Genomic DNA, 14,944 nt, shown 5'->3' with positions numbered 1-14,944 from the left:
CACCGTGCCTCCAGTCCGTTGCTGGTCGCCCTGGGCGACCGGACCTAGCTGAGCTGGTTCGCCTCGACCCAGGACAGGTACTCGGGGCTGACCGTGCCCGTGACGTACTCGCCGGTGAAGCAGCTCATCTCGAGGTCGGTGACGTCCGACCCCTCGATGATCGCGTCACGCATGTCGGCGATCTCCTGGTAGATCAGGTGGTCGCTGCCGAGCACGCGGTTGATCTCCGGGATCTTCCGGTCGTGCGCGATGAGCTCGGCACGCGTCGGCATGTTGATGCCGTAGACGTGCGGGAAGCGGACAGGCGGGGCGGCGCTCGTGAAGGTGACCTCGTTCGCGCCGGCAGCGCGGGCCATCTCCACGATCTCCCTGCTCGTCGTGCCGCGCACGATCGAGTCGTCGACGATGAGGATGTTCTTGCCCTTGAACTCCGACGACATCGCGTTGAGCTTCTGGCGGACGGACCGCTTGCGTTCCGCCTGCCCCGGCATGATGAACGTCCGGCCGACGTAGCGGTTCTTGTAGAAGCCCTCGCGGTACTCGATGCCGAGCTTCTGCGCGACCTGCATCGCCGCCGGGCGTGAGGAGTCCGGGATCGGCATGACGACGTCGATGTCGCCCGTGGGCGCGTACTGCTCGATGGTGTCGGCCAGACGGTTGCCGAGCCGGAGCCGGGCGTCGTACACCGAGATGCCGTTCATGACCGAGTCGGGACGGGCGAGGTAGACGTACTCGAACGAGCAGGGCACGAGGCGCGGGTCCTTCGCGCACTGTCGGGCGTGCATCTGACCGTTCATCTCGATGAACACGGCCTCACCCGGGGCGATGTCCCGGACGATCTCGTAGCCGCCGGACTCGAGGACGAGCGACTCCGACGCGACGACCCACTCGGGCTGGCCGGCCTCGTCGAACTTGTGGCCGAGGATGAGCGGGCGGATGCCGAACGGGTCGCGGAAGGCGAGCAGGCCGTGCCCGGCGATGGTGGCGATGGCGGCGTAGGAGCCCTCGACGCGCTCGTGCACGCGCTCCACGGCGTCGAACACCTGGCCGGGGTCGAGGTCCTTCCCGCGGACCTGGCCCTGGAGCTCGTGCGCGAGGACGTTCACGAGCAGTTCGGTGTCGGAGCTCGTGTTGAGGTGCCGGCGGTCGATGTCGAACAGCTCGCGGGTGAGCTCCCGCGTGTTCGTCAGGTTGCCGTTGTGCACGAGGACGATGCCGTACGGCGCGTTCACGTAGAACGGCTGCGCCTCTTCCTCGTTGCTCGCGGCGCCCTTCGTGGCGTAGCGCACGTGGCCGAGGCCCATCGTGCCGAGGAGGGACCGCATGTCACGCGTGCGGAAGGCCTCCCGCACGTGGCCACGCGTCTTGTGCATGTGGTGGATGTGACCCTCGACCGTGGCGATGCCGGTCGAGTCCTGTCCTCGGTGCTGCAGGAGGAGCAGAGCGTCGTAGATGGATTGGTTGGCAGGACTCTGGGCGACGAGCCCGACGATGCCGCACATTCGCGGTGTGCTCCAGACCGTAGAATCGGGGGGACCGAACAAGTCTGCCATGCCCTGCGGAGGACGACGCATGACGAACCCCTACGCCGAGGCCGGCGTCGACACAGCAGCCGGCGACCTCGCGGTCGAACTCATGAAGTCGGCGGTCTCGGCCACGCACAACGCCTCGGTGACGGGCGGTGTCGGCGGGTTCGCGGGGCTCTACGACGTCTCGTTCCTGAAGGACTTCGAACACCCGCTGCTCGCGACGTCGACGGACGGCGTCGGCACGAAGGTCGCGATCGCCCAGGCGATCGACAAGCACGACACCATCGGGCAGGACCTCGTCGGCATGGTCGTCGACGACATCGTCGTGGTCGGCGCGAAGCCGCTGTTCATGACCGACTACATCGCCTGCGGCCGGGTCGTCCCGAACCGGATCGCGGACATCGTCGCCGGGATCGCCCGCGGCTGCTCGGAGACCGGGACAGCCCTCGTCGGCGGTGAGACGGCGGAGCACCCCGGACTCCTCGGCCCGGACGACTACGACGTGGCGGGTGCGGCGACCGGTGTGGTCGAGGCCGGCGCCCAGCTCGGTGCGCACCTCGTCGAGGACGGTGACGTCGTCGTGGCCATCGCATCGTCCGGGCTGCACTCGAACGGCTACTCCCTCGTGCGGCACATCCTGTCGACGCGGGGCGTCCAGTACACCGACCAGCTGCCGGAGTTCGGCGCCGGGGTGTCCGTCGGCGAAGCACTCCTCGAGCCCACGCGCCTCTACACGAGCCCGCTGCTGTCCCTGCTGTCGTCGCACCCCGGCGCGGTGCACTCGCTCTCGCACGTGACGGGTGGGGGCATCGCCGCGAACCTCGCCCGCGTGCTGCCGGTCGGCTCGTGGGTCGAGGTCGACCGTTCGACGTGGTCCCCGCTGCCCGTGTTCCGGGTGCTGTCCTCGATGGCGGCGACACCGCTCGAGGACACCGAGGGCACGTGGAACCTCGGCATCGGGATGTTCGCCGTGGTGTCGGCAGGTGCGGCGTCGGACGTGATCGCGTCCCTCGGTGCCGCGGGGCTGCCGTCGTGGGCCGTCGGGACGATCTCGACCGCGGCGCGCGAGGACCCCACTGGCTTCGAGCAGGGCGCGAAGGGCGTGGACGGCGGGGCCGTGCGCCTCGTGGGGGCCTACGCCGCCTGACGCGCGCGAGGCCGCCGAACGTCGTCGCCAGACGATGTCGCGCCGTGGTCTCGGCCGCCGGCGGCTGGTCGCACGACGTGCCGCAGGCCGCTCGGGTTGGTCGCGCGAAGTGTCGGCTGCGAGCTCGGGCAGCGACAGGTTCTGCGACCACGGCGCCGCGCCCGCGGCATGTCGTGCGACCAACTCAGATCACACGTCAGCGCACGCCGCGCACGCGGAAACGCCGCGCACCCGAGGGTGAGCGGCGTGTCGCACGAGGGCGGCTCAGGCGGACTTGTTCTGGTCCTCGTGTTGCTCGAGCTCGAGGTCGTCCTCGTCGTCACCGTACTGGTCAGCCCAGCGGTCGACGTAGGAGTTCTCGTCCGAGTGCTGCCCGGCGGAGAGCTCGCGTTCGAGCGCACCGTAGTTCGTCTCCGGGCTGAAGTACTTCAGCTCCCGGGCGACCTTGGTGTGCTTTGCCTTCTGACGGCCGCGCCCCATGCGTGACCCCCTCGTGATCGGCTCTGGTCCGATCCTGGCGGGTGCGATTGGACACCCGGGGAATCGGACGGTTCGTGGTTTGAAATCTGCCGATCACTCTACCATGTACCCCGATCTGGACGTCGCCGCGAGCACGGCGGACACAGCAGAATCGGATGTGATGAGCGACGCCACGAATCCCGCCCCGGATCAGTACGCGCGTGTCGTCGTCATCGGCGCGGGACAGGCCGGGCTGTCGGTCGCCCACCACCTGCGTCGCCTCGGACTCGCACCGGGCTCGGACCTCGTGGTCCTCGACCGCGGCCCGGACACCGGCGGTGCGTGGCAGTACCGGTGGGAGGCCCTGCGGCTGGGCGCGGCACACCGGGTCCACGACCTGCCGGGGATGCGGGCGATGGGCCTCACGTTCGACGACGCCGACCGCGCCCGACCCGCCCGGGACGTCGTCGCCGAGTACTACCGACGCTTCGAGCAGCACTACGACCTCCGCGTCCGTCGTCCGGTCGCCGTCACGTCGGTCACCCGGACCGAGGGCTCCGACCGACTCTGTACGACCCTGCAGACCCCGGACGGACGGACGAGCCGGATCAGCTCCGAGGTCGTCGTCAACGCCACCGGGACGTGGGGCACGCCGTTCGTGCCGTGGTACCCGGGGCGGGACGTCTTCACCGGCCGGCAGCTCGACACGACGGAGTACCGGAGCGCCGCGGAGTTCGCCGGGCAGGACGTCGTCGTGGTCGGCGGTGGCACGAGTGCGATCGGGTTCCTGCTCGAGCTCGACGGCGTCGCTCGGTCCACGCGGTGGTTCACGCGACGCCCTGTCGTCTGGTCCGACTCGGCCTCGCTCGACCTCGATTCGGCGGTCGCGGCGGTCGACGAGCAGGACCGTGCGGCACGGGCCGGTCGGGTCCTGCCGAGCATCGTCAGCGGTACCGGCATCCCGGTGACGAGGCGCATCCGAGCGGGCATCGACCGCGGCACGCTGGTGGCCTCGCCGATGTTCGCCCGACTCGACGCGACGGGGGTCGTGACGGCCGAGGGCGAGCACGTGCACGCCGACGCCGTCCTGTGGGCGACGGGTTTCCGTGCTGACCTCCGGCACCTCGCGCCGCTGAAGCTCCGCACCGCGCAGGGCGGGATCGTCGTGGCGGACGGCCGCTCGGAGGACGAGCCGCGCCTGTTCCTCGCTGGTTACGGTCCGCAGGCCTCGACGATCGGGGCCAACCGGGCGGGGCGGCGCATCGCCCGTCAGGTCGTGGACGTGCTCGCCGACGTCTCCTGACGGCGGTCGGCGGCCCGGCCCCGGACGGGCGAGAGAGCGGACGGACGACGGGACGGACGGACGGACGAACGGACGGGAGGCGCGGCGCGGATCGTGCGCCGTCCTCCCGTCCGTCGGTGGTCCGTCAGGAACGTCCGGGTCAGGCGGGCAGTGGTGCGTCCACGCCCCGCCGCCGTCGGGTGGCGTGCAGCAGCGCCGCGTCGAGCGAGAACCGCCCGGGGCCGGTCAGGGCGACGGCCAGGGAGCCGACGGCGAGGACGAGCACGTACTCGAAGCCGCCGTCCTGCGAGAAGAACCCGGCCGAGGAGTGTGCGAGCAGGCCCGCGACCACCATGTCGGCCGCCAGGAGCACCCCGACGACCCGGGTCGCGACGCCGAGGACGAGGAAGCCCCCGCCGACGAGCTCCAGCCCCGCGACGAGCGGTGCGGCGACGTCGGCGAGCGGGACGCCCATGCCCGCGAAGCCCCGGGTGACGTTCGGGATGCCCTGCGCGAACTTCTGCGCGCCGTGGGCGATGAACACCACGCCGAGGACGACGCGGAGCACGGTGAGGCCGATCGAGGTCGATGTCGTTCGCATGCCCGAGAAGGTAACGGGTGACACGTCATCGAGCACCCCCGGTCAGGGGTCTCGACGGGGTTCGCCAGGGCATCACCAGGACATGCCCAGACACCGGTCCACCGTTCGGTGGACCGGTTTCAGGAAGCGGTGTCGGCTCCGCGCCCGGTCTGCGCCTGGAGTCGCTCGATGTGCTCGGAGGCCTCGGCCTTCGTGAGGTCGGCGGGCAGTTCCTCGCCGGCCTCCCGGGCGAGGGTGTCGAGGTAGCTCCGCTGCGGGCCGGTCATCGGCTCGTCGCCGGTGACCCAGTCCTCGGGGTCCTTGCTCGCGGTGGTCGAGGGGTCGGGGCGCGGCCCACCGAGCGTCTCGCCGGTGTGGTCGGTCTGGTCTGCATCGCTCATGGCGCGGACGCTACGCCGGGCCACCGACGCGCACCCCAGCGCGGCGTCCCCCGGACTGCGCATGCCGGACGACGGTGGGTGCTCGCCGCCGGACGTCGGGCGGGCGCGGAGTCAGGCCGGCGCGGCGGCGTACCGCACCAGGTCGGGACCGATCCCGCTCAGTGCGATCGGCACCACCGAACCCGCACGCTCGATCCACATCGTCGCCGCCCGCTCGTCGATCCGGTCGACCACGTGCAGCGTGCCGTCGAGCAGCACCGACGCGGTCACCCGCTCGGTCCCCGTCGAGGGGCGCGGCGGCAGACCGGGCACGTCGGCCGCGTACGCGGCGTACCGGCCCGGTGACAGGAACGGGGACACCGGGGTCGTGACGATCTCGAGGCCCTCCGGGACCGCGGTCACCGCGACGAGTCGGACGGCCTGGTCCTTCGGCAGCGGGACGTCGACCACCGGAGCGTCGTCGGGGCCGGCCAGTGCGCGGAAGGCGGGACGACCATCGGGGGCGAGCAGTGCCTCCCGGCCGTCGATCCGCACCCGACCGCGCCCGCGGGAGTCGGCGTACAGACCCGGGACGATGCCGGACCGGCGCGCCTCCAGGCGGGTGGTCACCACGCGGTCCGGGCGGTACCAGTCGCGGAGCGTCGCGGGGTCGACCCAACCGATGGCCGGCTCACCGCGCGACAGCGCGGAGGAGTCGTCGGCGGCGCGTTCGTCGACCGCACCGAGGGGGTGCTCCCCGCGGACCGCGACCAGGCCCTCGAGCGGGCTGCCGGCAGGCGGTTCGTGGTCGAGCACCTCGACGCGCTTCGACACCTTGCCGCCGTGCGCGTCGAACGTGGCGAAGGCGCGGAGGTCGGTCGGGGTCATGGCGTCACATCGTACGACCGGGCACCGTCACACGCTGTCACGAGCGATCGGCGTCGGACGGCGAGGTCGGTGTCCGCGTCGCGGGCGGGGACGCGACCAGGGTCCGGAGCTCCCCGGTGCAGCGGGCCGGGTCGACGCCCTCGGCGGGTCCCGCCGGCCGGGTCGCGCGCCGCGGACCGGCGTCGCCCCGCGGTCCGGCCTCGCCCCGGGGGCTCAGCCTGTTGCGCTGGTCGGAGCGGAGCAGACGGTCCTCCTCCCGGCCCTCGGAGCGGAACACCCCGTGTGGCGACCGGCGGAGCGGCGGCCGGACGGGCTCGCCGCGGCGCTCCTGACCCGGCAGCGGACGTGAACGCCGACCGTAGAGCAGCTCGGACGAGTCGAGCAGCCACGGCACGAGGGCGACGGTGACGCCGTGCACGAGCAGGAGCTTCTTCCGGATGCGGCGGCCGCGGTGGTTGTGGAGCAGGTTCTCCCACCAGTGGCCGACGACGAACACCGGCGTGTACACCGTGACGACCTCGGAGCCGTGCTCGGCGCGGTGGGCCTTGATGTACTTGATGAGCGGCATCGAGATGTCGCGGTAGGGGCTCGGCACGATCGTCAGCGGGACCTCGATGCCGTGGTCGGCCCACTGGTCCCGGAGCCGTGCGGCCTCGGCGTCGTCGATCGCGACGTGCACCGCCTCGAAGCTCGCGTGCCTCGCGGCGATGGCGTAGTCGAGCGCCTTCAGCACGGGCTTCTGCAGCTTGTTGACGAGCACGATCGCGTGGTCGCCGGTCGCGCCGAACTCGGTCTCCTCGTCGGCCTCGATCTCGTGCGAGACGTCGCGGTAGTACCGGTTCACGCCGAGCATGAGGACGAACAGCAGGGGCATGATGACGAACACGAGCCAGGCGCCGTGCGTGAACTTCGTGATGGTGACGATGACGAGCACGACGAACGTGAAGCTCGCTCCGACGGTGTTGATGAGCCGTGAGCGCACGACCTGACCGCGGTTCACCGGCTCGGCGGCCGTCCCCGCTCGGTCCTGACGGAGCAGCCGCGTCCAGTGCACGACCATGCCGGTCTGCCCGAGCGTGAACGAGACGAAGACGCCGATGATGTAGAGCTGGATGAGGCTCGTCACGTTCGCCCGGTAGACCACCAGGAGCGCCGCCGCGACGAGCGCCAGGACGATGACGCCGTTCGAGTAGATGAGGCGGTCGCCGCGCGTCGAGAGGGCCTTCGGTGCGTACGAGTCCCGCGCGAGGATCGAGCCGAGGAGCGGGAACCCGTTGAACGCCGTGTTCGCCGCGAGGAGCAGGACCGCCGCGGTGGTCGCCTGGACGACGAAGAACAGCACCGAGCCGTCCCCGAACGTCGCGGCGGCGATCTGGGCGATGAGCGAGCGCTGCGGCGTGGTCGCGCAGGCGGTGAAGCCCTGCAGGTCGCACGCGCGTTCGGCGTAGTGCACGCGTGCCACGAGGGCGAGCGTGATGAGTCCGACGAACAGGACGATCGCGATCCCGCCCATCGCGACGAGGGTCTTCTGGGCGTTCCGGATCTTCGGGCGACGGAACGCCTGCACGCCGTTCGCGATCGCCTCGACGCCGGTGAGGGCCGAGCAGCCGGACGCGAAGGCGCGGAGGAGCAGCAGCACGAACGCCGCCTGCGTGGTGTGCTCGACGTTCTGCACGGTGTACTGCGCCGACTCCGCGACGGGGGCGTCACCGACGGCGACCCGCACGAGACCGGTGACGACCATGACGAACACCGACGCGACGAACAGGTAGGTCGGGATGGCGAAGGCCTTGCTCGACTCGCGGACGCCGCGGAGGTTCACGGCCGCGAGCAGCACGACGAACAGCAGCGCGAGCTCGACGCGGAACTCGTTGAGGAACGGCAGCGCCGAGATGATGTTGTCCACCCCGGAGGCCACCGACACGGCCACGGTCATGACGTAGTCGACGAGCAGCGCACTCGCGACGACCAGCCCGGCCTTCTCCCCGAGGTTCCGGTGCGCCACCTCGTAGTCGCCGCCCCCGGACGGGTACGCCTTGATGAGCTGTCGGTAGGACGCGACGACCACCACGAGCAGGAGCACGACGAGCGCAGCGACCCACGGCGCGAAGGTCAGGAACGCCATGCCACCGAGCAGCAGGATCATGAGGAGCTCCTGCGGCGCGTACGCCACGGAGGAGAGCGGGTCGCTCGCGAAGATCGGCAGTGCCAGGTGCTTCGGGAGGAGCTGTCCCTCGAGCTTCTCGGAGGGGAGGGGATCCCCGATCAGTCGCGCCTTCAGCGACCGGATCTCGTTCGTCACGAGCGGCCAACCTACTCATTTCGGGCCCGGAGTCAACACGGCCGGGCCCGCTCGTATTCCGCCTCCCGGTGCGCTGGTCGAACCTGAGACGATCGGAAGGGTTGCGGTTGACGCTGCGTCAACCCGTACGGTGTCCAGCATGAGTGATCGGACAGGGAGTGCGGACGCCGCTGCGAAAGCGCCCCACAGCATCGTCGACGTGGCGCGTTCCGCAGGTGTGTCCAGCCGGACCCTCCGTCACTACGACGCGATCGGGCTGCTGCCTGCCACGGCGCTCGGCGAGGGTGGGCTCCGCCGGTACGACGACCGAGCGCTCGTCCGGCTCCAGCGCATCCTGCTGCTCCGTGGGCTCGGGCTCGGGTTGCCCGAGGTCGCCAGGGTGCTCGACGGCGAGCAGGACGACGTGACGGCACTCCGTGCGCACGTCGGGTGGCTCGAACAGGAGCGCGACCGGCTCGCACGGCAGCTGGCGGCCGTGCGCACCACCATCACGAGGATCGAACGAGGAGACGACATGACCGCACACGACACCTTCGACGGGTTCGACCAGACCCGCTTCAAGCAGGAGGTCGAGGAGCGCTGGGGTGCGGACGCCTGGCAGCGCGGACAGGAGTGGTGGTCGTCGCAGGACACCGCCGCGAAGGGGGCGTTCCAGGCGGAACAGCGGGCGATCGCCCACGACGCCGCGGCGCTCGCAGCCTCCGGCGACGGGCCGACGTCGGCCGCCGGGCTCGCACTCGCCCGACGGCAGCTCGCGTGGCTCGGGCAGGCACCCGGACCCGGGGTCACCGCCGACCGGTTCCGCACGCTCGCCGACATGTACGTGCACGACGAGCGGTTCACGCAGGCCTACGAGTGGGCCGGTGTCGGCGCGTCCGCCGCGCTCCGCGACGCGATGCACGCCCTGGCCGACGCCGGCGAGGTGTGAGGCAGCGGGCGCGCGCGACACGCTCCGGCGGAGGGGCACGGACGGGCCGGCCGGGAGGCGCGGTGTGCGCCCGCCCCGCCGGCCCGGCTCGTCGGCGCTCGCGTCCGGTTCCGCCGCTCCCGTCAGAGGGAGTGGCGGAGCGACTCGAGTCCGTCACGCAGACGGGTCACCGTGTCCGCCGTGAGGGTGCCCCGCGTCGCCTGGCGCCGGAGGTCCGCGCGGACCTGCTGCCGGAAGGACGAGAGGACCATCTCGACCTCGCGGAGGGCGCTGGCGCCCGCGGTCGGGACGTCGACCGGGTCGTCGGCGGTCTGGCCGCGCGGGGCCTGGGCGCTCGCCGCGAGGTCGGCGCGCAGGGACCGCATGGCCTCACCGACCGAGGCGCGCACACCGTCGGCGAGGGACTTCACCGAGTCGGTCACGCCGTCCTCGAGCGCGGCGACCTCCGCGGCCCGGGCCTCGAGCTCGGCACGACCGGCGTCGGTGATCGCGTAGACGGTCTTCCGGCCGTCGGCGGTCCCGGTCACGAGGCCCTCGTCCTGGAGCTTCGCCAGGCGGGGGTAGACGGTGCCGGCGCTCGGGACGTACGTGCCGCCGAACCGGTCGCCGAGGGCGGTGATGACCTCGTACCCGTGCATCGGGTGGTCAGCCAGCAGGACGAGCAGGTAGAGGCGCAGGTGACCGTGCGCGAAGACCGGGCTCATGCGGGCACCTCACCGTCGGTCGTCGGGGCGGTGTGGGACCCGTCGGGGGCGGGCGCCGGGGGAGCGTGCAGCACAGCGATGTCACCGGAGACGGAGTTCACCTTGAGGTCGAGCCACTGGCCGGAGAGCTCCCCGCCCTGCTTGACGTACGAGCCGCGCACCCCGCGGATCTCGGAGTCGTCGAACTGCAGCTTGCCCGACGCCGTCGAGACCGTGCAGCGGTAGGGCACACCGTCCTCGAGTCGGACGCTGACCGAGCCGGACACCGTGTTGACGCGGGCCGCGTCGGGGGTGCCGTGCAGGTCGAGCACGACGTCGGCGTTCACCCCGTCCGCCTGGAACCGCGGGATCGACCCGGTCGCGACGACGTCGCCCGAGACGGTGTGCACGGTGAGTGCGCCGTCGAGGTCCCGCACGGTGGTCGTCCCGGAGACCGCGTTCACGGTGACGTCCCCCGCGACGCCGTCCACGACGACGTCGCCGGAGACCGTGTGGAGCGTGGCGCCGCGGTTCGTGCCGGCGAGGAGCGAACCCGCGGACACGACCCCGAGGGTGACCGGGGCGTCGCGCGGCACGAGGATGCTGACGTCCGCCTGGGCCCTGCCGCGGAAGGACTTGAGGAACCCGATGGGGTCGTCCCACCGGATCTGCGGGTGGTCGACCGTGAGCGTGTCGCCGTCCACCTCGACCATGAGGGGCTTGCCGGACACGCTGTGCACCTCCACGCGGGCGGTCGGTTCGTCGTGCGCGACGACGTCGACCTGGCCGCCGACGAGACCGACCCGCAGGCGTCGGACGATGCCGGTGTCGATGACCTTGGGCTCCTCCACGAGCCACTTCTCCTGCGCCATGTTGCCTCCTCGAACTCGCGATGTATCGCGTCTGGTGGGGACACGGTACATCGCGAGTTACACCCGTGGCAACAGGTCGTTCAGGAGGTGGTCCGCGCCTCCAGGCCGGGGTTCGACGCCGACGGAGGAGTCGGTGGTGCCGCCGCCGCTCCGGCGAGCCGCGTGCGCTCCGGACTCCACGGGAACCGACGGAAGATCGGCATGAGCGGCTGCACCATCGGACCGATCGCGAACGCCGCGATCACGGTGCCCGCGCCGACGTCCCCGCCGAGCAGCCACCCGACGATCACGACGGTGACCTCGATGACGGTGCGGGCGACCCAGATCGGCCAGCCGAAGCGCTGCGAGACGCCGACCATCAGCCCGTCGCGCGCTCCCGCCCCGAACCCGGCGCCGATGTAGAACGCGGTCGCGACGGCGAGGAGCAGCAGTCCCGCGACGAACAGACCGACACGGGGGAGCAGGCCGTCCGGTGCCGGGACGAGCCAGAGCACGAGGTCCGCCGACGGCCCGATCGCCAGCGCGTTGAGCAAAGTCCCGATGCCCGGCTTCTGGCGCAGCGGGATCCAGAACAGCAGGATGACGCCGCTCGACACCACCGTGATGACGCCGAACGACCACGGCACGACGTGTTCGAGCCCTCCGGTGAGGACCGACCACGAGGCGACCCCCAGGACCGCCCGGACCTGGAGCGCCGTCGAGGCACCGTAGAGGAACAGACCGACCATGAGCTGCACGAACCGGAGGGTGAGGGCGGGGGTGCGGGACATGCTCCGATCGTGGACGAGATTGGCCTGCTGGTCGAGGGCCAATCACGCTACCGTGGATCCATGACGCCCGTCCTGCTCAGCGCCCGGTCCGCCGCACTCCTCCTCACCGACTGGCGCGCCGGCACCGATGCCGCCGCGTACGAGGCGCTCTCGGACGCCCTCCGGGTGCTCGCGATCGACGGACGCATCCCGCAGGGCGTCCGCTTGCCGGCCGAACGCGGGCTCGCGGAGGCGCTCGGTGTCTCCCGCACCACCGTCGCGAACGCCTACGCACGGCTGCGGGAGGACGGGTTCCTGGTCTCGGTCCGCGGGTCCGGCAGTGTCGTTCGCCTGCCGCGTGACCTCGTCGGACGACCGGACCCCGAACGACTCGGCGGTGTGGTCGGCGGCGACGTGCTCGACCTCCGCAAGGCTGCCCTGCACGCGGCGCCGGGCATCGCCGAGGCCGTCGAACGGGCGGTGCGGCACGTGCCCGCGGCGCTCGCCGGGATCGGGTACGACACGGTCGGCGACCCCGGGCTCCGCCGGGCGATCGCCGACCGGTACACCGCGCGGGGCCTGCCGACCGACCCGTCGCAGGTCGTCGTCACCATCGGCGCGCAGCACGCCATCGCCCTGCTCGCCCGCGTGCTCGTCCGGCGGGGGGACGCCGTCCTCGTCGAGTCCCCGACCTACCCGCACGCGCACGAGGCCTTCCGCGAGGTCGGTGGCCGGCTCGTCGGGGTCCCCGTCGATGCCCGGACCGGCTGGGACACGACCGTCCTCGAGCACACGCTCCGGCGGACCACCCCGTCGGTGGCCTACGTCATGCCGGCGCTCCACAACCCCACGGGCGCCACGATGACCCCCGACGCCCGCGACCTCCTCGTGTCGGTCGCAGCATCGGTCGGGACGACGGTCGTCGCCGACGAGACGATGGGCGAGCTCCGCATCGACGGACCCGCAGCGACGCCGCTCGCCGCGGCGTCCGACGACGTCGTCATGATCGGGTCGGCCGACAAGGTCTTCTGGGGCGGCCTCCGCATCGGCTGGATCCGTGCCCGCCCGGAGCTGCTGCAGCGACTCCTCCTCGCCCGCCCCACGGGCGACCTCGGCACGCCCGTCCTCGACCAGCTCGTCGCGCGCGAGCTGGTCCCGCGGACCGAGACCGTCCTGGAGGAGCGGCGCGCCTACCTGGCGCAGGCGCGCGACGACGTCGTGGGTGCGTTGCGTGCGCGGCTGCCCGAGTGGGACGTCCCGGCGCCGGCGGGCGGGTTGACGACGTGGGTCGGCCTCGGTCGGCCGGTGTCGAGCGCGCTCGTCCTCGCGGCGCGGGCAGAGGGGGTCGTGCTCGCCTCCGGTGGGGTGTTCGGGCCGGACGGCGGGTTCGAGCGCTTCCTCCGGGTGCCGTTCACGATGCCCGCGGCCGACCGCACCCGCATGGTCGACGTGCTGGAGCGGGCGTGGGCACGGGTCGGGGGCGAGGCCGTCGGGTCGAGCGGGTCGTTGGCAGCGGTGGTCTGACGCCGGGATCATCCCGACGGAGGAGGCGGTGCGTCCCTCAGGGTGATGTCCCGTGCGCCCGCCCACGGGAACCTGGGGGCATGGAGACGACTGCGCACCCCGCGCCGACCGAGACCCCCGGACGGCAGGCCGACCGACCGACGATGCCGGTCGCGGCCCGTGTGGGCACCGCGACCGGACTCGCCCTCCTCGCCGGGATGCTGTGCTCGTACGGACAAGCCGTCCCCGGACTCGGCGAGTTCGCGAACTCGGCCGGCCCGTGGTTCGTCGTGGCGGGGCTGCTCGTGCTCCTGGCCGGGCTGCACCGGCGCCCGGCGGTCCCGATGGTGCTCGGTGTGGTGTTCCTCGAGCTCATGCACGTCGGCTACTGGGCGGCGACGAACCTGCGCGGCTACCCGGACCACCTCTCGGTCACCAACTTCTGGGTCCTCATGGGCGTCCCCGCGGGGCTCCTCGCGGGTGCCGTGGTGTGGGCGCTGCGGTCCGGATCTGGTCGCCTCGCCGCCGCAGCGACCGGGGTCACGGGAGCGGTGCTCGTCGGTGAGGGCGTGCGGGCGCTGCTCCAGGTCGCCGCGACCACCGGCACGACCTTCTGGACGATCGAGGTCGTCGTCGGAACCGCGCTCGTCGTGGCCGGGGTGGCGCGCGCCCGGACGCCGCTCGCACGGGTCATCGCCCTCGGCAGCGGCGTGCTCGGCGCACTCGGCGTCCTCGGCGCCTACCTGTTGCTCGGCTGAGCCTCCGACCGCTCGGGCCTGCGAGGATCAGAGGGTGCACCTCCTCTCGGTCTTCAGCATCCGGAACCGGTCCCTCATCGCCCTCGTCACGATCGTCGTGGCGATCTTCGGCGGGATCTCGCTGACGAGCCTCAAGCAGGAGCTGATCCCGAGCGTCGAGTTCCCCCAGGTCGCGATCGTGAGCGCCTACCCGGGCGCGACCCCGGAGGTCGTGTCGAACGACGTCTCGACGAAGATCGAGCAGGCCATCCAAGTGGTGCCGAACCTCGAGTCGACGAGTGCGACCTCGTCCACGGGGCAGAGCGTCGTGTCCGCGTCGTTCGACTACGGCTCGAACCTCGCCAGCGCCGAGGACAAGATCCAGACCGCGGTCAACGCGCTGTCGCTGCCGGACACCGTGCAGACGCAGATCGTGACCGGCTCGTTCGACGACCTGCCGGTGCTGCAGCTCGCGGTCACGGGGGAGGGCAACCAGGAGCAGCTCGTCGACCGGCTGAACGCCACGGCGATCCCCGACCTCGAGAAGCTCGACGGCGTCCGGCAGGCCGACGTCTTCGGCAACCCCGGCCGTCGGGTCGTGATCACGCCGGACGAGGACGAGCTCGCGGCGAAGGGGTTCACGTCGCAGTCGATCTCGGACGCCCTGAGCGACAACGGCACGCTCATCCCCGGTGGCACGATCACCCAGGACGGGAAGACGCTCTCGGTCCAGACCGGCGAGCGCATCTCGTCCCTGAAGGACATCGAGGCGCTCCCGCTCACCGCGTCGTCGAGCAGCAGCTCGTCCGGGTCGGGCGACAGCGGGTCCGGGGCGAGCGGCGCCGCGTCCGGGTCGAGCGCCGCGACCAGCGGTTCGGCGACCGGCGGGACGGGCGCGGCCGGGG

Annotated in this window: 15 protein-coding genes; 6 read left to right on the top strand and 9 right to left on the bottom strand. The window is 72.0% G+C overall.

What is annotated here, in order from left to right; genetic code table 11:
- Nucleotides 1-44: 44 nt before the first annotated feature.
- On the bottom strand, nt 45-1,502 hold the full coding sequence (gene purF, locus NS184_RS05675; RefSeq protein ID WP_058725166.1) for an amidophosphoribosyltransferase: 1,458 nt from the start codon (nt 1,500-1,502) through the stop codon (nt 45-47).
- 70 nt (nt 1,503-1,572) lie between these two features.
- On the opposite strand from purF, the gene purM reads away from it, so the two are divergent.
- A complete protein-coding gene (gene purM, locus NS184_RS05670; protein ID WP_058725165.1) occupies nt 1,573-2,676 on the top strand; it encodes a phosphoribosylformylglycinamidine cyclo-ligase in 1,104 nt (367 codons plus the stop codon).
- A 264-nt stretch (nt 2,677-2,940) separates the two neighbouring features.
- Here purM and NS184_RS05665 read toward each other — a convergent pair whose 3' ends face one another.
- The gene (locus tag NS184_RS05665) at nt 2,941-3,156 is read right to left on the bottom strand and encodes a DUF3073 domain-containing protein (RefSeq protein ID WP_022905133.1); all 216 of its coding nucleotides are present in this window, start codon (nt 3,154-3,156) and stop codon (nt 2,941-2,943) included.
- A 160-nt stretch (nt 3,157-3,316) separates the two neighbouring features.
- Here NS184_RS05665 and NS184_RS05660 point away from each other — a divergent pair, with 160 nt between their 5' ends.
- Nucleotides 3,317-4,438, top strand: coding sequence for an NAD(P)-binding domain-containing protein (locus tag NS184_RS05660; RefSeq protein WP_058725169.1), 1,122 nt, complete (start codon nt 3,317-3,319; stop codon nt 4,436-4,438).
- Between the two features lie 139 nt (nt 4,439-4,577).
- Here NS184_RS05660 and NS184_RS05655 read toward each other — a convergent pair whose 3' ends face one another.
- The 4 genes from NS184_RS05655 to NS184_RS05640 form a co-directional block, all read right to left on the bottom strand.
- Nucleotides 4,578-5,018, bottom strand: coding sequence for a DoxX family protein (locus NS184_RS05655; RefSeq protein WP_152998074.1), 441 nt, complete (start codon nt 5,016-5,018; stop codon nt 4,578-4,580).
- Nucleotides 5,019-5,137: 119 nt separating this feature from the next.
- Nucleotides 5,138-5,398, bottom strand: a complete 261-nt coding sequence (locus NS184_RS05650; protein ID WP_058725164.1) for a DUF3072 domain-containing protein — start codon at nt 5,396-5,398, stop codon at nt 5,138-5,140.
- A 111-nt stretch (nt 5,399-5,509) separates the two neighbouring features.
- Nucleotides 5,510-6,265, bottom strand: a complete 756-nt coding sequence (locus NS184_RS05645; RefSeq protein ID WP_058725163.1) for a hypothetical protein — start codon at nt 6,263-6,265, stop codon at nt 5,510-5,512.
- Nucleotides 6,266-6,302: 37 nt separating this feature from the next.
- Nucleotides 6,303-8,567 carry an APC family permease gene (locus NS184_RS05640; RefSeq protein ID WP_242862978.1) on the bottom strand — a complete coding sequence of 755 codons (2,265 nt, stop codon included), beginning with the start codon at nt 8,565-8,567 and terminating at the stop codon, nt 6,303-6,305.
- Nucleotides 8,568-8,706: 139 nt separating this feature from the next.
- Here NS184_RS05640 and NS184_RS05635 point away from each other — a divergent pair, with 139 nt between their 5' ends.
- Nucleotides 8,707-9,495 carry a MerR family transcriptional regulator gene (locus tag NS184_RS05635; protein ID WP_058725162.1) on the top strand — a complete coding sequence of 263 codons (789 nt, stop codon included), beginning with the start codon at nt 8,707-8,709 and terminating at the stop codon, nt 9,493-9,495.
- 122 nt (nt 9,496-9,617) lie between these two features.
- Here NS184_RS05635 and NS184_RS05630 read toward each other — a convergent pair whose 3' ends face one another.
- The 3 genes from NS184_RS05630 to NS184_RS05620 form a co-directional block, all read right to left on the bottom strand.
- Entirely contained in the window at nt 9,618-10,199 is a 582-nt protein-coding gene (locus tag NS184_RS05630) for a PadR family transcriptional regulator (RefSeq protein WP_058725161.1), read from the bottom strand.
- Nucleotides 10,196-11,050, bottom strand: coding sequence for a DUF4097 family beta strand repeat-containing protein (locus NS184_RS05625; protein ID WP_058725160.1), 855 nt, complete (start codon nt 11,048-11,050; stop codon nt 10,196-10,198). Before NS184_RS05625 ends, NS184_RS05630 begins: the two co-directional genes overlap by 4 nt.
- Nucleotides 11,051-11,130: 80 nt before the next feature.
- A complete protein-coding gene (locus tag NS184_RS05620; RefSeq protein WP_058725159.1) occupies nt 11,131-11,820 on the bottom strand; it encodes a YczE/YyaS/YitT family protein in 690 nt (229 codons plus the stop codon).
- A 60-nt stretch (nt 11,821-11,880) separates the two neighbouring features.
- Between NS184_RS05620 and NS184_RS05615 the strand changes: the two genes are divergently transcribed.
- The 3 genes from NS184_RS05615 to NS184_RS05605 form a co-directional block, all read left to right on the top strand.
- Nucleotides 11,881-13,323 carry a PLP-dependent aminotransferase family protein gene (locus tag NS184_RS05615; protein ID WP_058725158.1) on the top strand — a complete coding sequence of 481 codons (1,443 nt, stop codon included), beginning with the start codon at nt 11,881-11,883 and terminating at the stop codon, nt 13,321-13,323.
- A gap of 80 nt (nt 13,324-13,403) precedes the next feature.
- Nucleotides 13,404-14,060 carry a DUF6518 family protein gene (locus tag NS184_RS05610; RefSeq protein ID WP_058725157.1) on the top strand — a complete coding sequence of 219 codons (657 nt, stop codon included), beginning with the start codon at nt 13,404-13,406 and terminating at the stop codon, nt 14,058-14,060.
- A 34-nt stretch (nt 14,061-14,094) separates the two neighbouring features.
- Nucleotides 14,095-14,944, top strand: an 850-nt coding sequence (locus tag NS184_RS05605) for an efflux RND transporter permease subunit (RefSeq protein ID WP_193750402.1), incomplete at its 3' end; no start/stop codon positions are given.

Source organism: Curtobacterium luteum (assembly GCF_001475545.1).
In the GTDB taxonomy this organism is placed as follows: Bacteria; Actinomycetota; Actinomycetes; order Actinomycetales; family Microbacteriaceae; genus Curtobacterium; species Curtobacterium luteum_A.
This window is presented reverse-complemented; position numbering and strand designations above follow the sequence as displayed.